The following is a 16,105-nucleotide window of genomic DNA, read 5'->3' as shown; positions in this document are numbered from 1 at the left end:
CCGGCCAGTGGTCAGCCCGCGCAGTTGTTGTTGCGCACCGGCCGGGTCAGCCGCTCCTGGTCCCCGTACGCCGCGTACACCCGCAGGTAGCACGGCAGGTCCACGTCGCCGTAGTAGCTGACCACCTGGTCGTCGTAGTGCGTGGTGCCGCTGTCGGTCACCTGCCACGTGCCGCCGTCACCGGACTGGATCTCCCAGTAGACGTCGCCCGAGCAGCCGTCCAGGCCGCGCGACCAGGCGATCAGGTTCGCCCCGTTGTAGATCTCCGACTGCACCAGGGTGCAGGCCGCGGCCTGGGCCGGTGTCGCGACCGCGAGCAGGCCCGCGGCCGTCATCGCCCCGGCGCCGAGCGCCGCCATCAGCTTGCGCATGCTTCAGCTCCTCCACGGTGGATGGTGGATCTTTCCGCCGAGGGTAGCGGGAGCTGAAAACAAGCTTCAATCCCTGAGCGGTAAACCGTGGGAAATCTTCAGCTCGCGGCGTCGCCGGGCACCGCCATCTCGCCCAAGCGCGACCAGTCCTGCTGCGGCACCGTCACGTTGACGATCCGGGGCGTCTCGGCCAGGTGCGGCGGCAGCGTGCGCTGGGCGGTCCGGAAGTGCTCCGACTGCACGTGCGCCGCGCCCGCCTCGTCGTCCCGGAACGCCTCGACCAGCACGTACTCGGTCGGGTCGTCCAGGCTGCGGGACCAGTCGAACCACAGGCAGCCGGGCTCGGCCCGGGTCGCGGCGGTGAAGTCGGCGGCGATCTGCGGCCAGTTGTCGGCGTCCTCCGGACGGACCCGGAACTTCGCGGTAATGAAGATCATGGGATCAGGCTACCCAGGCCGGGTGGCCGCCGTCCGGCATCAGCTCTTGGCCCCCGGCCCGAGCAGTTCGGCGGCCCGCCGGTCGGCGAACGCGGTGACCGCCTGCTGCCCGGCGCCGAACACGATCGCCAGGCCCAGCAGCGCGGCCGTGCTGCTCACGCTGGTCTCCACCAGGCCGCCGATGACCAGCATGATGCCGACCACCGCGACCAGCGGGCCGACGGCGAGCTTCAGCAGCCCCTGCTGGAACGGCAGCTTGTAGGGCAGCCCGCCGGACCGTGAGGTGATCATCGACGGCAGCGCGCTGAGGAACGCCCCGAGGGCCCCGGCGATCAGCACGAAGAACAGCAGCCGCCAGGCCGGTACGCCACCGGCGTCGGTCGGCGCCTCCAGCAGCCGGACGTCGCGGCTGAGCCACTGCACCAGCACCACGAGGACCTCCGCCACCAGCGCGAACACCGACAGCCCCAGCATCCGGTTGCGCAGCCGGCGCGCCGACTCGTGGAACTCGTCGGACGCGGAGTGGTAGCGCAGCAGCAACGCCTGCACCCGGGCGCGCAGCAGGTCCGCGGGCACCCCGCCGGTCACGGTGTCGAGGTCGGTGAGCACCTTGTCGTCGGCCGGCAGCACCTGCGCCGCCGCGCTGCGGTACGCGGGCAGCAGCCCGGTCAGCTCGTCCGCGGAGCGCAGCGCCACCGTGGCCCGCTCCACCGAGTGGATCGTCTGCCACGCGTACTCCAGGTTGCCGCCGCGCAACCACTCGACCACGCCGCTGCGCCCGAGCACCACCTCCACCCGGGACAGCTGCGCGCGCAGCGCCTCGGCCCGCTCGGGGTCGCGCGGGGACAGCACCGCGAGCTGCTGGTACAGGTCGTCGAGCTTGGTCCGTACGCGGACCTGCCACACCGCGCCGGGAACCGGCGTCGCGGGCCGGGACGGCGCGCCCTCCGGCGCGTTCCGGGGTTCCGGTATGGCCTCCGGCTGGGTCTCCTGCTCGATCATCGTGCCCCACCTCTTTCCCCACGCCGCGCGGTCCTGCTACCAGTATTCGCAGGTCAGAGCCATAATGGCTAGAGCACACCGGACAGTCGGCCCGGCTCGCGGCGGCGCGGGATCCGGCCCGACGGACGAGGCCGCAGCCGTCGGACGTCGGTAGCCTGGGCCGGTGACCGTCTACGCCCTCGCACAGCTCACCATCCACGACCGGGCGCGCTACGACAGGTATGCCGCCGCCTTCCCGCCGGTGCTGGCCCGTTACGGCGGGAAGCTGCTCGCCGCCGACACCGCCCCCCGCGTGGTCGAGGGGGAGTGGCCGCACCAGAAGGCGGTGCTGTTGTCGTTCGACAGCCGGGAGGACTTCGAGCGCTGGTCCACCTCACCGGAGTACCGGGAGATCTCCCGCGACCGGGAGGCGGCCACCGAGGGCGTGGTGCTGCTGCTCGACGGGATCGGTCACGCCTGGCCGGCCTGACCGGCGGGCCCGCTCAGAGCCGGTGCCGCACCCACACGTTCGGTTCGACGTACGCGGCGTGGTCGTGGCCGGCGTCGACGAGCACCGGCGTCAGCGCGCCGGGCACGCGTACCGGGCCGGAGGTGTCGAACGGCAGCCCGGTCCAGCGCCGCCAGTCGGCGAGGGTGCCGGTCACCGTCATCGACCGGGGCGCGACCCGCTCGATCACCCCGCCCGCGCGGACGTGCACCCGCAGCCACGGGTCGGCCGGCAGTCCGTCGGGGCGGCGCCGGGCCGCGTACTCGGCCATCGGCACGTCCGGGACGGCGGCCTTGCCGCTCGGGCGCACCGGCGCCACCAGCGTGTCGAAGCCCGCGCGGGCCACCGCCGCACGCATGGCCGCGAGCATCAGCCCGGACACCCCGCCGCCGCGCCGGTCCGGGCGCACGCAGATCTCCAGCGCGGACACCAGGTTGGGGGTGGACCCGGTGAGGCGGCCGAGCGTGGCCCGCTGGATCACCCGGTCCCAGCCGCCGTCGGGCAGTTCGTCCTCGGTCCAGCGCAGCGGCACCGCATACCCGCGGGCGACGGCCCGGCCCGGCTCGGCCGGGTCGACGGCGGCGAAGACGAACTCGGGGTACAGCTCGTGCGCGACGCCGTAGTAGAGGGCGCCCATCGGATCCCAGAGCATGAACGGCGGCCAGGCGCCGTCGAAGTCGGTGTCCAGCAGCGGCGCCAGGCCGGGCCGCTGCGCCAGTGTCACGATCTCCAGGGTCACGCCGGGGAGGCTAGGACCACACGGCCCGGACCGCACGCGGATTACCGCTGCGCCCCTGGTTAGGCTGCCGGCATGGCAGATCCGTTCCGGGTACGCGTCACCGTGCGCGGCTACGAACTCGACACGCAGGGACACCTCAACCAGGCGGTCTACCTCCAGTACGCCGAGCACGCCCGCTGGGAGTGCCTGCGCGCCTCCGGCATCGGCCAGGACCGGCTGCTCGCCGGCGGCGTCGGGCCGGTCGCGCTGGAGGTGACGGTGCGCTACCTGCGGGAGCTGCGCGGCGGCGACGAGGTGGACGTGACCTGCGAGTTCCACTGGGGCGAGGGCAAGACGTTCCGGATCGGCCAGGAGTTCACCCGCGCCGACGGCATCCCGGTGGCCTCGGTGACCGGGGTGGGTGGCCTGCTCGACCTCACCGAGCGGCGGCTGGTGTCCGACCCGCGCGAGCGGTTCCGGGCGCTGGCCACCGACCCCGTGCCGATGAACCTGTAGGGCCCCGGTCAGCCCGCCGCGCGCAGCCAGGCCAGCACTGCCAGCACCCGCCGGTTGGTGTCCTCGTCCGGCGGCAGACCGAGCTTGGCCAGGATGTTGCCCACGTGCTTGCCCACCGCCGCCTCGGTGACGTGCAGCCGCGCCGCGATCGCGCTGTTGGAGTGTCCCTCGGCGATCAGGCCCAGCACCTCCCGCTCCCGGGGAGACAGCGCGCCGAGCGGGTCGCGGGGGCGGCGCAGCAGGTGCCGCACCACGTCCGGGTCGACGGCGGTGCCGCCGGCCGCCACCCGGCGCAGCGTGGCGGCGAACTCGGCGACGTCTGCCACCCGGTCCTTGAGCAGGTAGCCGACCCGGTTGCCGTCGCCGCTGTCGAGCAGCGCAGCCGCGTACGCGCTCTGCACGTGCTGGCTGAGCACCACCACGGCCAGGTCCGGACGTTCGGCGCGCAACGCGACCGCCGCCCGCAGGCCGTCGTCGCGGTGCTGCGGCGGCATCCGGATGTCGGTCACCAGCAGGTCGGGGCGGTGCGTGCGGACCGCGTCGAGCAGCTCCGGGGCGGAACCCACGGCGGCGTCCACCACGAAGCCGAACCGGGTCAGCAGGCCCACCAGGCCCTCCCGGAGCAGGACCTCGTCCTCGGCCAGGACGACCCGGGTCACGGACGGCACGGCAGCTCCACCCGCACGAGGGTAGGCCCACCGGGCGGGCTGGACAGCAGCAGCCGCCCGTCCGCCGCGGCCACCCGGTCCGCGAGCCCGGTCAGGCCGGTGCCGCGCGCCGGGTCGGCGCCTCCCCGGCCGTCGTCGCGTACCTCCACCACCAGCAGCCGTTCGTCGCGGATCAGCCGCACCTCGGCCCGGGTGGCCCCGGAGTGCCGGGCCACGTTGCCGAGCGTCTCCGAGACCACGTACCAGGCGGTGGTCTCCACCAGCTCCGGCACCGGGCGGGTCAGGTCGGCGTGCACGGCGACCGGGACGACCGACCGGGCGGCCAGGTCACCGACGGCGGCGGCCAGGCCGAGTTCGGTGAGCTGCGCCGGGCGGATGCCGTGGACGATCCCGCGCAACATCACCATCAGCTCCTTGGCCTGCTCGTGTGCGGACGCGAGCGGCCCCGCCGCCGGGGAGCCGTCCGGCACGTCGAGGCGGGCCAGCCCGAGCTGGAGGGTGAGGCTGGTCAGGCGCGGCTGCACGCCGTCGTGCACGTCCCGCTCGATGCGGCGGCGCTCGGCCTCGTAGGCGCTCATCAGGCGGGCCCGGGAACGGGTCACCTCGCGCAGCGCCGTCCCGGCGGGTGCGTCGTTGAGCAGCAGGCGGGCCGCCGTCGCCTGGACCGCTACGAGCAGGCCGGCCAGATAGACCAGCGCGGGGACCGCCAGCAGAGCGGCGAGCGCGTACGGCACCGCCTCGGCCGGGGAGTCGACAGTGGCCCAGATCAGCACGATCCGGTCCTCGCCGCCGGCCAGCCACGGACCGGCGACCAGCACCGCGTCCAGCAGCACGAGCAGACCGACCATCCCGTACGCCAGCGGCACCGCCACGCCCAGCACGGCCAGGTACGCGGCCTCCCGCCACCCGGCGGCGGTGGTGAGGCGGGCGGTGATCCCGCGCCACCGCGGCGCGGTCACCGGTCGGTCGTCGACCAGGCCGAGGCGCCACCGCTCGACCGCCGCCACCGGCGCGCCGGCCAGCGGCGCGAGCGCCACCACCACGAGCGCCAGCACGGCCAGCACCGCCAGCGCCCGGGCGTCGACCGGGCGGCCCCGCCGCAGCGCGCTGGCCACCAGCAGCAGCGGCGCGGCGACCACCGCCGCGCCGAGCGCCGCCGCGCCGGCCAGGGGCAGCGTCGTGACGGCGTACGCCAGGGCCCGCCACGGCCACGCGGACAGCAGGTAGCGGCGGCGGCGCAACGCGCCGGCCAACCCGTGATCAACGGTCATGGCCCGACGCTAGCCAGGCCACACCGTGCTTCCCAGCCGGCTGGACCCCGCTTCCCGGGTAGGTCTGGCCCTACCCCGAACCGGCCCGCCACGCCCCGTGCGCCGGGGCGCCCGCCGACGGTGCACTCGGCGGATGAGAAACCGCCTCGCGGGCGCCTGCTGGCTGCTCGCCGCCGTGTCGTTCCTGGCCGCCAACGTGGTCGTCGGCCTGGTCTGGGACCAGCCCCGGTTCAGCTGGGCCGAACACAACATCAGCGACCTCGGCAACGTGACCTGCGGCGTGTGGGACAGCAGCCGCCCGCGTCCGGTCTGCTCGCCGTGGCACCCGGCCATGAACACGGTGCTCGTCGGCGCCGGGCTGCTGCTCGCGGTCGGCGCGCTGCTCGCACACCGGGCGCTGCGCCCGGGCCGCGCCGCGACCGTCACCGTGGCGTCGGCGGTGGCCGCCGGGTCCGGGTACGTGCTGGCCGGTCTCCACCCGGCCGACGTGGACGAGAACCTGCACGTGCTCGGCGCGCTGCTGGTCTTCGCGCTCGGCAACGCGGCGCTGCTGGCCGCCGCGCTCGGCCGGTCGCCGCTGCTGCGCGAGCTGCGGATCGTCAGCGCGTTCCTGGGCCTGCTCGGCCTGGCCGGCACCGTGCTGTTCCTGTCCCGGGTGGACGCCGGCATCGGCGTGGGCGGCATGGAACGCGTCGCCGTGTTCCCGCTGTTCGCCTGGGTGACGGTGGCCGGGCTGCGGCTGCTGCCGTCGCGTCGGTCCCGGCCCCTATCCTGACCGGATGGAGCTGGCGTTCAGCGGCGAGGTGTGGTTCTGGCGCGGCCCGGCGCCGTACCACTTCGTCACGGTGCCCGACGAGCAGAGCGCGGCGATCGAGGCCGCCTCGGCGTCGGTCACCTACGGCTGGGGCATGATCCCGGTGACGGTCCGCATCGGTGACACCGGCTGGCGGACGTCGCTGTGGCCCAAGGACGGCCGGTACGTGGTGCCGCTGCGGGTCGCGGCGCGCCGGGCGGAGGGGATCGAGCTGGGTGACCGGGTCGACGTGCGGCTGACGGTGGACGTGTGACCGGGCCGGAGCTGGCCGAGGCGGGCCGGCTGCTCGCCGCCGCGCGGCGGCCGGTGGTGTTCACCGGGGCCGGCATGTCGGCCGAGAGCGGCGTGCCGACGTTCCGCGACGCGCAGACCGGGCTCTGGCAGCGGTACGACCCGCAGGAGCTGGCGACCCCGGCGGCGTTCCGGGCCGACCCGGCGCTGGTCTGGGGCTGGTACGAGGCACGCCGCCGCGGGGTGCGCCGGGCGCTCCCGAACGCGGGTCACCGGGCGGTGGCGGCGATCGCGGCCCGGCTGCCGGACACCGTGGTGATCACGCAGAACGTCGACGACCTGCACGAGCGCGGCGGTGTGCCCGCCCCGGTACGCCTGCACGGCAGCCTGTTCGCGCCCCGCTGCTCGGCCTGCGCCCGGCCCGCGCCGCTGCCGCCCGACCTGCCGCCACCCTCCGGCGCGCCGGTGCCGCCCGGCGGCCCGGAGGCGCACGACGAGGCGGAACCGCTCGGCGGGCGGGAGGCGCATGACGAGGCGGAACCGCCCGGCGGGCCGGTGTCGCATGCGGCGGAATCGCAGGACGGGCCGCTGACCCCGCCCGCCTGCGCCGGATGCGGCGCGCCCGTGCGGCCCGGAGTGGTGTGGTTCGGCGAGACGCTGCCGTCGGCCGCGCTCGACGCGGCGGTCGAGGCGGCCTCCGGCTGCGACCTGCTGCTGACGGTGGGCACCTCGGCGCTCGTGCACCCGGCCGCCGAGATCCCGCTCGTGGCGGCCCGCCTCGGCGCGCCCGTGGTGCAGGTGAACCCGGTGCCGACGCCGCTGGACGCGATCTGCGCGGTGAACCTGCGTGGCCCGGCCGGCGAGGTGCTGCCCGCGTTGGTCTGCGCCGCCTGGCCGGACGCCGACGCCGGCTGAGCTGCGGCCACCGACCGGCGGGACAGCCCGGCGCCGCCGCCTCGTCGTACCGCCGGGCGGGCACCGGTCGGCAGACCGAGCCGGGCGTGATCGCGGGAATCACCCGATTCAACCGTCCGGGGCCGCCTACCGTCGGCGCAGGAGGTGGACCGGCGGAGGGCGGCGGACGTGGGACGCGAACGGGTGCGAGGGCGGCTGCGCGCGCCCCGGCCGGGGCCGGACCAGCGCCGGGTCACCCCCTTCGAGATCTTCTTCGACCTGGTCTTCGTCTTCGCGCTCACCCGGATCATGGCGCTGATCGAGCCGCACCCGACCCCGGCCGGGATGGCCAAGGGGCTGCTCCTGCTCGTGCTGCTCTGGGTGGCGTGGCTGTCGTACACCTGGTTGGGCAACCACACGCCCGCCGACGTCGGGGTGGTGCGCGGCGGGTTCCTGGTCGCGATGGCCGCGTTGTTCCTGGCCGCGCTCGCCATGCCGGAGGCGTGGACGTCCGGTCCGGGGCTGGACGGGCCGTTGATCGTCGTGCTGGCCTACGTGGTGCTGCGCGTGGTGCACCTGACGCTGTTCCACTGGGCCGCGGCGGGTGACCCGGAACTGCGCGCCCGGATCCGGTTCTTCGCGTTCGTCAGCGCCGTCGGCTGGGTGCCGCTGCTGCTCGGCGCGCTGATGGACGGTGCCGCGCACGCGGCGCTGTGGGTGCTGGGCTTCGCCGTCGAGGTGGCCGGCCAACGACTGTCGTACGCCCGCCGGGGCGCCTGGCCGCTGCGCAGCCCGACGCACTTCGCCGAGCGGTACGGCCTGGTGCTGATCATCTCGCTGGGGGAGTCGCTGGTGGCCGCGGGGGTGGGCGCGGCCTCGGCGGTCACCGAGCCGCCGGTCCTCGCCGCGGCGCTCGTCGCCTTCGTGGTGACCGTCTGCCTCTGGTGGCTCTACTTCCGCCGCACGTCCCCGGCGGCGGCCCGGACGCTCGCCGCCGCACCGGCGGCGCAGCGGGACCGGATGGCCGCGGACGCCTACAGCCAGACCCATCTGCTGCTCGTCGCCGGCATCATCTTCCTGGCGCTCGGCGTCGAACAGGTGCTGGAGCACGTCGCCGATCCGCAGGCCGGGCCCCGGCTGAACGGCTCGGCGGCGGTGGCGCTGTTCGGCGGCGCGGCCGTCTACCTGGCCGGACGGCTGCTGTTCCGGCGGTTGACCGGTCAGCCGGTGGGTGCGGCCCGGCTGGCCGTCGCCGGTGCGGCGTTGCCGCTGGCCGCGCTCGGGACGGTACTGCCGCCGGCGCTGGCGCTGGCGACGCTGGCCGGGCTGCTGCTGGTCGCGATCGCCGTCGATCGGCGCGGTGAGCCGTCCGCCGCCGGGCGGTCGACGGTAACCGATGCGCATCAACCGGTTTGAAAGCCGCACCCACCGGAGAAGTGCAGGTCGCGCCCGGCAGAGTGGCCGGCGCGATCACGGGAGGTGGCGATGTCACGGAAACTGCGGGCGACCGCGTTGGCCGGGGTGCTGACCCTGGCGATCAGCGGCTGCGGCGGCGTCGGCGGGGGAGGGGACTCCGGCGGCGGTGGCGCCGAGGGCAGCGGCGCGCTGAGCACCATGGGCTTCAGCCTGTCCGACGAGATCGCCACCACCCGGGTGGACGCGTTCAAGCGTGACCACGGCGACGTCCGGCTGACGATCACCGAGGGCGCGTTCGACGAGCAGCAGTTCCTGTCGGCGGTTGCCTCGGGCAACCCACCGGACCTGGTCTACATGGACCGCAAGCTCATCGGCACGTACGCCGAGCGCGGCTCGATCCAGCCGCTCACCGACTGCGTCGAGAAGCAGCGGATCGACATGGCGCAGTACCGGCAGTCCGCGCGGGAACAGGTGACGCTCGGCGGCACGGTGTACGGCATTCCCGAGTTCTCCCAGGTCCGTGTGCTCTACCTGAACGAGGCGCTGCTCAAACGGGCCGGGCTGGGCGCCGACGACGTGAACCTGGCCGACTGGGCGGGCCTGCCCGCGCTCAACGCCAGGCTCGCCGCCGTCTCCGGGGGCCGGCTCAGCCGCATCGGCATCGACCCGAAGATCCCCGAGTTCCTGCCGATGTGGGCCAAGGCCAACGGCGCCGACATGATCTCCGCCGACGGCACCCGGGCCAACCTCACCGACCCGAAGGTGGTCGAGGCGCTCACCACCGGCGTCGGGCTCATCCGGGCCCAGGGCGGCTGGGGGAAGTTCAAGTCGTTCCGGGACACGTTCGACTTCTTCGGCGCGCAGAACCCGCTCGCGAAGAACCAGATCGCCGCGTGGCCGATGGAGGAGTGGTTCCTCAACCAGGCCGCGAAGAACAGCCCGGACGCCGAGCTGGTGGTCAAGCCGTTCGTCGACCGGCAGGGCAAGCCGCTGAGCCTGGCCTCCGGGCAGGCGTGGGTGATCACCAAGGGGGCGAAGAACCCGGAGGCCGCCTGCGCGTTCGTCAAGCAGATGACCGCCACCGACACCTGGCTGGCCGCCGCCCAGGCCCGCGCCGAGGCGCGCAAGGCCGCCAACCTGCCCTTCACCGGCCTCTGGACCGGCAACACGACAGCCGACAAGAAGATCTTCGACGAGGTGTACAAGCCCACCGGCAACAAGCGCTTCGACGACGCGGTGCAGACCATCCGCCAGGCGCAGGACGCCGCGTTCGCGATGCCCGCCTCGCCCGCCGGCGCCGAGTTCGACAAGGCGTGGACGGACGCGGTCAACCGGGTGCTGTCCGGTCAGGAGCAGCCCGCGCAGGCGCTCGACCGGGCGCAGCGGGAGGCGACCGCCGCGCTGGACAAGGCCGCGGACTAGCCCGCCATGGCCACCACCACCGTCACCCCTGCCGTACCGGGCCGGCGGCGCCGCACGTCGCTGGCCCGGCGGGAGGCTCGTTGGGCGTACCTGTTCCTGGCGCCGTGGATCGTCGGGTTCCTGGCGTTCACCGCCGGGCCGATGCTCGCCAGCCTGTGGCTCAGCTTCACCGAGTACGACGTGATCAACCCACCGCGCTTCACCGGGCTGGACAACTACCGGCAGCTGATGTCGGACCCGCAGGTGGCGCGCAGCCTCGGCAACACCGTCTACTACACCGCGCTGCACGTGCCGCTGGTGATGGCGATCTCGCTCGGGCTGGCCCTGCTGCTCAAGCGCGTCGGCCGGCTCTCCGGCTTCTTCCGTACCGTGTTCTACCTGCCGGTGATGACCCCGGCGGTGGCGGTCGGCATCCTGTTCCTGCTGCTGCTCAACACGCAGGACGGCCTGATCAACCGCGGCCTGGCGCTGGTCGGGATCGACGGTCCGAGCTGGACCACGGACCCGGAGTGGGTGATGCCGGGCATCGTGCTGATGAGCCTGTGGAGCCTCGGCTCCACCGTGATCATCTACCTGGCCGCGTTGCAGGGCGTGCCCCGCGACCTGTACGAGGCGGCCCAGCTCGACGGTGCCGGGGCCTGGGCGCGGTTCCGGCACGTCACGCTGCCGATGATCTCCGGCGCGCTGTTCTTCACGCTGATCGTCAACACCATCGCGTCGCTGCAGATGTTCACCGAGGTCTACACCATGTACTTCGGCAACCGGCAGACCGCGGGCTCGTTCAGCAGCGACGCGGCGTCGTTCTACGTGATCCACCTGTTCCGGGAGGCGTTCCAGTTCCTGCACATGGGCTTCGCCTCGGCGATGGCCTGGCTGCTCTTCCTGATCATCCTGGTGATCACGCTGGTACAGGTGAAGCTCGGCAACCGGTTCGTCTACTACGAGGGGGAGGACCGGTGACCACCACGAGTCAGCCGCCGGCTGCCGGCGCCGTGGTGGCGCCGGTGACCGTACCCGGACCGGTGCGGCAGGCCGACGACGGCCGCCGGCCCCGCTGGCAGCGCGTGCTGTTCGTGCTCGCCCTGGTGGCCGCCGCCGTGGTCTTCCTGCTGCCGTTCGTCTGGCTGGTCGGCGCGTCGCTGCGACCCCGGGAGTACGTCTTCGCGCCCGGCCTGCTGCCCACGCCGTTCGCGCCGGACAACTACGCCCGGGCGTGGGACGCGATGCCGCTGTTCACCTGGCTGTTCAACAGCGTCGTGGTGGGCGTGGCGGCGGCGGCCGCGGCTACGTTGTCCAGCGCCTGGGTCGCGTTCGGGTTCGCGTACTTCCGGTTCCCCGGCCGCAACGTGCTGTTCGGGCTGGTGCTGGCCACCATGATGCTGCCGTTCGCGGTCACCATGATCCCGACGTACCTGATCTGGAACCGGCTCGGCCTGGTCGACACACAGGTGCCGCTCTGGGCCGGCAACCTGTTCGGCTCGGCGTTCTACATCTTCCTGCTGCGCCAGTTCTTCCTGTCGCTGCCCCGGGAGTACTTCGAGGCGGCCCGGGTCGACGGGGCCAGCTATCCGCAGCTGTTCTGGCGGATGGCGTTCCCGCTGGTCCGTCCGGCCCTGCTGGTGGCGTTCGTGTTCGAGTTCAAGGCGAGCTGGACGGACCTGGTGAAGCCGCTGATCTATCTGCGCAACGAGCAGCTCTACACGCTGCCCCGGGGGCTGAAGGTGATCCTGGACCGGTTCGGCTACGGCGGCGAGCAGCAGTGGGAGGTCGTCCTCGCCGCCAGCGTGATCGCCACCGTACCGATGATCGTCCTGTTCTTCCTGGCCCAGCGGCACTTCGTGGAGGGGATTGCGACGGGCGGGCGCAAGGGGTGAGCCTCACGCGTCGCGCGGCGCCCGTTTCGGGAAGACGGTGTACGCGAGCGGCCAGAACACCAGCCAGCCCGCCATCACCACGCTGAGCCGTCCGGTCCATGCCCACAGCTCGGCGGTCCGGTCGGTGTCGCCGACCAGGGCGATGCCGGCGAGCAGCACCGCGCAGGCGACGGCCCAGCCGAGCATGCCCTTGCCCCACTCGCGCCACTCGTGCCGGGCCCGTGCCATTCCGTACCGGGGCGCCCGGCTCGGGGGAGGACCGCCGGCGAACCGGTGCGCGAACCGCTGGTCGGCCCAGCGCACCATGCTGTGCCCGAACGCCACCGAGAACCCGAGGTACGCGGCGGCGAGGCCGTGGGCGAACGTGGCTGTCGCGCCCCGGCGCAGGTCGATCATCGTGGCGGCCAGCAGCACCAGGTCGACGACCGGCACGGCGATCAGCAGTGCGGCGCCGAGGCGGGGCCGGCGCAGCGGGTACCGGGCGATCAGTCCGGCGAGCAGCACCACCCAGAACGCCACCTCGCATCCGACGATCACTGCCACGAGCATGCGGTCTCCTTTTTTAGTACGCTGTGCGATAACCGTAACAGCGCTCGTCGACCAGGTTCCGGAGGGGCCCGTGCCCAAGATCGTCGACCACGACGCGCGACGTGCCGAACTGGCGCGGGCGATGTGGCGGGTCGTCTACCGCGACGGCGTCGGCGCCGCCACCGTCCGCAGCATCGCGGCCGAGGCGGGCTGGTCACCGAGCGCACTGCGGCACTACTTCGCCACCCAGACCGAGCTGCTGGTGTTCGCCATGGAGCACGTGCAGGCCGAGGCGGCCTCGCGGATCACCGGAGGCGACCGCAGCGGCAGCCCGCGCGAGGTCGCCCAGCGGATCCTGGAACAACTGCTGCCGCTCGACCGCCAGCGCGTCCGCGAGGCCGAGGTGTGGCTGCTGCTCGCCGCGCGCGCCCCGACCGACCCGGCCGCCCGCGCCCGGACGGCCGAGGCGGACGACGGCATCCGACGCGCCGTCGAGTTCGCCGTCACGCTGCTCACCGGGGAACCGGTCGCCGACCCCGAGGCGGTCGCGGGGCTGCACGCGGTGCTCGACGGGCTCGCGCTGCACGCGCTGCTGCACCCCGACCGGATGCCGCCCCGGCGCGCCCGGGAACTGCTCGGCGCGCACCTGGACGCGCTCGCCGCGTCCTGACCGTCTCAGTCGCCGGGCGGCCGGCCCATCGCCGCGCCCAGCTCGGCGCGGCTGGTGATGCCCAGCTTGCGGTAGACCCGGGCCAGGTTGGCCTCGACCGTCTTCGGGCTGATGTAGAGCGCGTCGGCGATGAGCCGGTTCGTCTGCCCCCGCGCGGCGAGCCGGGCCACCCGCTCCTCGGTCGCGGTGAGCGTCGTCGGCGCCGGGGTGCGGGCGCCGATGCGGCCCAGCTCCGTCCGCGCCCGGTCGGCGAACGCGGACGCGCCGAGCGCGTCGAACTCGGCCACTGCCGCGTCCAGCGCCTCCCGCGCCTCCCGGCGTCGCCGCACCCGCCGGTACGCGCGCCCGGCGGCGAGGAGGCAGCGGGCCCGGTCCAGCGGCAGCACCGCCTCCGGCACCGCGGCCCGGGCCTGCGTCAGCGCGTCCAGCGCCGTGCCCGGATCCGTCCCGGTGGCCCCGGCCAGCAGCACCCGGCTGCGGGCCAGACCCAGCGTCGTCCACGGACGCGGCAGCCGGCTGTGGCGCCGGGCCAGCCGGTCCAGCGCGGCGTGCGCGGTGTCCAGGTCACCGGCGCCCACGCACGCTTCGATCCAGTCCGGCTCGAAGCGCTGCCCCAGCGGTTCGGCGATGCCCGATCCGTCCAGGTCGGCGGCGAGCGCGCCGTACGCCGCCGCGGCGGCGGCCCACTCCCCGGACGCAAGCGCCACCAGCCCGGTGAGCTGGTGGTGCAGCCGGCGGCTCCAGGCGTCGCCGAGGTCGTCGTCGCGGCGCAGCCCGGCCGCTGCCGCGCCGGCCTGAGCCAGCCGTCCCCGGTGCGCGTCGAGCACGCCGCCCAGCCAGCTCTCGCCCACCAGCCCGGTGCCCAGCTGCTCACCCAGGTCACGGGCCGCGGCGATGTGCGTCCCGGCCTCGGCGAAGCGTCCCGCCAGCAGTTCCGTCTCGCCGAGGTGGGTGAGCACCTCGTGCCGCAGCGGATCGTCGCCGCGCGCCACCGCCAGGTCCAGCATCAGGTGCAGCCGGGCCCGCGCCCGGTCGTGGTCGTCGACCGACTTCCACCAGATCGCCGGTACCGAACCGGCCAGGAAGGACGGTTCACCGCCCTCCAGCGCCAGCGCCCGGTCCAGCAGCTCGGTGGACGCCGGGCCGCCGGCGCGTACCTCGTGGAAGAACAGCAGCAGCAGCGCGGCGGTGAGCAGCGGGCGGTGCTCGTCGCGGTCGGACAGGCGGGCGATCGCGGCCCGCGCGTGCCGGCGGGCGGGCTCCGGCTGGTCGTGGAACATGGTCAGGTGGGTGTGGATCCGCCCGGCCAGGTCGCCGTCCGGCCCGGCGGCGGCGAGCGCCTGCTCGGCGACGCGGACGGCGGTGACCAGGTCGTCGGCGCACCAGGCGACGAGCGCGCGCAACAGCAGCGCCTCGCCCCGCTCGGCGCCGGTCAGCTCACCCGCCGCCACCTCGGCAGCCCGCCCGGCCGCCGCGTAGTCGCCGCTGTCGATGCGGCACTGCACCGCGTCGAGGCGGCGCCGGTTCCGCTCGGCGGCAGCCGACGGCGGGGTCAGCTCGGCGGCCCGGGCGTACCAGTCGGCGGCGAGCGCGGACGCGCCGCGCATCCGCTGCCGGGCCGCCGCCGCGGCCAGGTCGGCCGCGACGGCGGCGTCCGGCGCGACGGTGCACCGGGACAGGTGCCGGGCCCGCTCGTCCGGGTCGGCGACCGCGCCGGCGAGCAGCGCGTGCAGCCGCCGCCGGGCTCCCGGCGGGATGCTCTCGCGCACCGCCGCCGCGTACCGGGGGTGCGCGAAATCGATCCGGCTCGCCGTGACCGCGACCAGCCCGGCGTCCTCGGCCGCGTCCAGCGCCCCGGCCGGCACGTCCGCCGACGCCAGGTCGCGCACCGTCGGCACGGTCAGCAGCGCGGCCAGCCGCACCGCGTCGCGGCTCGGGCCGGGCAGCGCCCGCAGCGTCTCGGCGAGCAGCAGGCGCAGCGACGACGGTACGGGCAGGTCCTCGTCGTGCGCGGGCGGGCGGGGCAGCCGCAGCACCGCCCGGGCCAGCTCGATGGCGAGCAGCGGGTTGCCGTCGGCGTCGCGGGCCAGCCGGTCGGTGAGCGGCCGGCTGAGCGTGCCGCCGAGCCGGGCCGCCAGGACGCGGTGCAGGTCCGCCGGGGCCAGCGGCGGTACGTCGGCGCGTAGCAGCCGGTGCCGTCCGGCCGGGTCGTCGTCCAGCCCGAGCGGCACCGGAAACGGCGGGTCGTCCCCGGTGCGGTGCGTGGCCAGGACGGCGGGCCACCGGTTCAGCCGGCGCAGCGCGAACCGCAGTGCCCGGGCGCTCGGCGGGTCCAGCCACTGCGGATCGTCGACCGCGAGCAGGACCCGGGGCGCGCCGGTGACCGCCGCGTCGAGCAGCGTGTATGTGGCCGCGCCCACCGCCCGTTCGTCCACCGCGCCGTCGTGCTCACCGGTCAGCAGCACCATGTCGGCCGCGGCCCGCTGCGGTGCGGGCAGCCCCGGCAGCGCGTCCGCGAGCGGGCGCAGCACGTCGGCGAGTGCCGCGTACGGCAGCGCGCTCTCGGCCTCGGTGGGTGCGGCGGACAGCACCCGCCAGCCGGTCCGCCCGGCGTGGGCGACCACCGCCCGCCAGAGCGCGGTCTTGCCGATGCCGCTCGGGCCGTCGAGGAGCACCGGCGCACCGGCGGTCAGGGCACGCCACACCCGCTCGACGACCGCGTCGCGGCCGACCAGTGCGGCGTCCATGGCGGGATGGTGGCACAGCGGCGCCCGTGGACCCAGCGT

At 74.8% G+C, this 16,105-nt stretch carries 18 protein-coding genes; 10 read left to right on the top strand and 8 right to left on the bottom strand.

Annotated elements, in window-relative coordinates:
- Window positions 1-11: 11 nt before the first annotated feature.
- From O7611_RS14780 to O7611_RS14770, 3 genes are all read right to left on the bottom strand, one after another.
- Complete coding sequence (locus O7611_RS14780) at window positions 12-371, bottom strand: hypothetical protein (protein WP_194799376.1); 360 nt, start codon at window positions 369-371, stop codon at window positions 12-14.
- Window positions 372-469: 98 nt separating this feature from the next.
- Complete coding sequence (locus O7611_RS14775) at window positions 470-808, bottom strand: putative quinol monooxygenase (protein WP_194799377.1); 339 nt, start codon at window positions 806-808, stop codon at window positions 470-472.
- A 39-nt stretch (window positions 809-847) separates the two neighbouring features.
- Window positions 848-1,810, bottom strand: a complete 963-nt coding sequence (locus O7611_RS14770) for a hypothetical protein (RefSeq protein WP_269697064.1) — start codon at window positions 1,808-1,810, stop codon at window positions 848-850.
- 163 nt (window positions 1,811-1,973) lie between these two features.
- Between O7611_RS14770 and O7611_RS14765 the strand changes: the two genes are divergently transcribed.
- Window positions 1,974-2,279: a DUF1330 domain-containing protein gene (locus O7611_RS14765; RefSeq protein WP_013286485.1), complete on the top strand. Its 306-nt coding sequence runs from the start codon at window positions 1,974-1,976 to the stop codon at window positions 2,277-2,279.
- 13 nt (window positions 2,280-2,292) lie between these two features.
- Here O7611_RS14765 and O7611_RS14760 read toward each other — a convergent pair whose 3' ends face one another.
- Window positions 2,293-3,036: an N-acetyltransferase gene (locus O7611_RS14760; RefSeq protein WP_269697063.1), complete on the bottom strand. Its 744-nt coding sequence runs from the start codon at window positions 3,034-3,036 to the stop codon at window positions 2,293-2,295.
- Window positions 3,037-3,108: 72 nt separating this feature from the next.
- Between O7611_RS14760 and O7611_RS14755 the strand changes: the two genes are divergently transcribed.
- On the top strand, window positions 3,109-3,531 hold the full coding sequence (locus O7611_RS14755) for an acyl-CoA thioesterase (protein ID WP_194799380.1): 423 nt from the start codon (window positions 3,109-3,111) through the stop codon (window positions 3,529-3,531).
- Window positions 3,532-3,539: 8 nt separating this feature from the next.
- Here the strand turns inward: O7611_RS14755 and O7611_RS14750 are convergent, their stop codons facing one another.
- Both O7611_RS14750 and O7611_RS14745 read right to left on the bottom strand, forming a co-directional pair.
- On the bottom strand, window positions 3,540-4,199 hold the full coding sequence (locus O7611_RS14750) for a response regulator transcription factor (protein ID WP_269697062.1): 660 nt from the start codon (window positions 4,197-4,199) through the stop codon (window positions 3,540-3,542).
- A complete protein-coding gene (locus O7611_RS14745) occupies window positions 4,187-5,470 on the bottom strand; it encodes a sensor histidine kinase (protein WP_269697061.1) in 1,284 nt (427 codons plus the stop codon). Before O7611_RS14745 ends, O7611_RS14750 begins: the two co-directional genes overlap by 13 nt.
- Before the next feature lie 133 nt (window positions 5,471-5,603).
- Between O7611_RS14745 and O7611_RS14740 the strand changes: the two genes are divergently transcribed.
- From O7611_RS14740 to O7611_RS14710, 7 genes are all read left to right on the top strand, one after another.
- Complete coding sequence (locus O7611_RS14740; protein ID WP_194799383.1) at window positions 5,604-6,245, top strand: DUF998 domain-containing protein; 642 nt, start codon at window positions 5,604-5,606, stop codon at window positions 6,243-6,245.
- 4 nt (window positions 6,246-6,249) lie between these two features.
- Window positions 6,250-6,537: a DUF1905 domain-containing protein gene (locus O7611_RS14735; protein WP_013476678.1), complete on the top strand. Its 288-nt coding sequence runs from the start codon at window positions 6,250-6,252 to the stop codon at window positions 6,535-6,537.
- Window positions 6,534-7,430 carry an SIR2 family NAD-dependent protein deacylase gene (locus O7611_RS14730; RefSeq protein ID WP_269697060.1) on the top strand — a complete coding sequence of 299 codons (897 nt, stop codon included), beginning with the start codon at window positions 6,534-6,536 and terminating at the stop codon, window positions 7,428-7,430. The genes O7611_RS14735 and O7611_RS14730 overlap by 4 nt, the downstream gene beginning before the upstream one ends.
- Before the next feature lie 168 nt (window positions 7,431-7,598).
- Entirely contained in the window at window positions 7,599-8,825 is a 1,227-nt protein-coding gene (locus tag O7611_RS14725; RefSeq protein WP_194799385.1) for a low temperature requirement protein A, read from the top strand.
- A gap of 69 nt (window positions 8,826-8,894) precedes the next feature.
- A complete protein-coding gene (locus O7611_RS14720; protein ID WP_194799386.1) occupies window positions 8,895-10,247 on the top strand; it encodes an extracellular solute-binding protein in 1,353 nt (450 codons plus the stop codon).
- Window positions 10,248-10,253: 6 nt separating this feature from the next.
- Window positions 10,254-11,207 (top strand): carbohydrate ABC transporter permease, encoded by a 954-nt coding sequence (locus tag O7611_RS14715; RefSeq protein ID WP_269697059.1) that lies wholly within the window; start codon window positions 10,254-10,256, stop codon window positions 11,205-11,207.
- Complete coding sequence (locus tag O7611_RS14710) at window positions 11,204-12,121, top strand: carbohydrate ABC transporter permease (protein WP_194799388.1); 918 nt, start codon at window positions 11,204-11,206, stop codon at window positions 12,119-12,121. The genes O7611_RS14715 and O7611_RS14710 overlap by 4 nt, the downstream gene beginning before the upstream one ends.
- A gap of 3 nt (window positions 12,122-12,124) precedes the next feature.
- Here the strand turns inward: O7611_RS14710 and O7611_RS14705 are convergent, their stop codons facing one another.
- Entirely contained in the window at window positions 12,125-12,670 is a 546-nt protein-coding gene (locus O7611_RS14705) for a hypothetical protein (protein ID WP_269697058.1), read from the bottom strand.
- A gap of 70 nt (window positions 12,671-12,740) precedes the next feature.
- Here O7611_RS14705 and O7611_RS14700 point away from each other — a divergent pair, with 70 nt between their 5' ends.
- On the top strand, window positions 12,741-13,319 hold the full coding sequence (locus O7611_RS14700) for a TetR/AcrR family transcriptional regulator (RefSeq protein ID WP_269697057.1): 579 nt from the start codon (window positions 12,741-12,743) through the stop codon (window positions 13,317-13,319).
- Between the two features lie 5 nt (window positions 13,320-13,324).
- Here O7611_RS14700 and O7611_RS14695 read toward each other — a convergent pair whose 3' ends face one another.
- The gene (locus O7611_RS14695) at window positions 13,325-16,066 is read right to left on the bottom strand and encodes an AAA family ATPase (RefSeq protein ID WP_269697056.1); all 2,742 of its coding nucleotides are present in this window, start codon (window positions 16,064-16,066) and stop codon (window positions 13,325-13,327) included.
- Window positions 16,067-16,105 lie beyond the last annotated feature (39 nt).

Source organism: Micromonospora sp. WMMC273 (assembly GCF_027460285.1).
GTDB classification, from domain to species: Bacteria; Actinomycetota; Actinomycetes; order Mycobacteriales; family Micromonosporaceae; genus Micromonospora; species Micromonospora aurantiaca.
Note: the sequence above shows the minus strand (reverse complement) of the source record. Positions and strands in the feature narration are given on the sequence as shown.

Excerpts from the sequence above, each read along its gene's own strand:
- O7611_RS14705 (WP_269697058.1), bottom strand. The coding sequence starts at position 12,670 with ATGCTCGTGGCAGTGATCGTCGGATGCGAGGTGGCGTTCTGGGTGGTG.
- O7611_RS14740 (WP_194799383.1), top strand. The coding sequence starts at position 5,604 with ATGAGAAACCGCCTCGCGGGCGCCTGCTGGCTGCTCGCCGCCGTGTCG.
- O7611_RS14695 (WP_269697056.1), bottom strand. The coding sequence starts at position 16,066 with ATGGACGCCGCACTGGTCGGCCGCGACGCGGTCGTCGAGCGGGTGTGG.
- O7611_RS14735 (WP_013476678.1), top strand. The coding sequence starts at position 6,250 with ATGGAGCTGGCGTTCAGCGGCGAGGTGTGGTTCTGGCGCGGCCCGGCG.
- O7611_RS14715 (WP_269697059.1), top strand. The coding sequence starts at position 10,254 with ATGGCCACCACCACCGTCACCCCTGCCGTACCGGGCCGGCGGCGCCGC.
- O7611_RS14755 (WP_194799380.1), top strand. The coding sequence starts at position 3,109 with ATGGCAGATCCGTTCCGGGTACGCGTCACCGTGCGCGGCTACGAACTC.
- O7611_RS14775 (WP_194799377.1), bottom strand. The coding sequence starts at position 808 with ATGATCTTCATTACCGCGAAGTTCCGGGTCCGTCCGGAGGACGCCGAC.
- O7611_RS14770 (WP_269697064.1), bottom strand. The coding sequence starts at position 1,810 with ATGATCGAGCAGGAGACCCAGCCGGAGGCCATACCGGAACCCCGGAAC.
- O7611_RS14780 (WP_194799376.1), bottom strand. The coding sequence starts at position 371 with ATGCGCAAGCTGATGGCGGCGCTCGGCGCCGGGGCGATGACGGCCGCG.
- O7611_RS14720 (WP_194799386.1), top strand. The coding sequence starts at position 8,895 with ATGTCACGGAAACTGCGGGCGACCGCGTTGGCCGGGGTGCTGACCCTG.
- O7611_RS14745 (WP_269697061.1), bottom strand. The coding sequence starts at position 5,470 with ATGACCGTTGATCACGGGTTGGCCGGCGCGTTGCGCCGCCGCCGCTAC.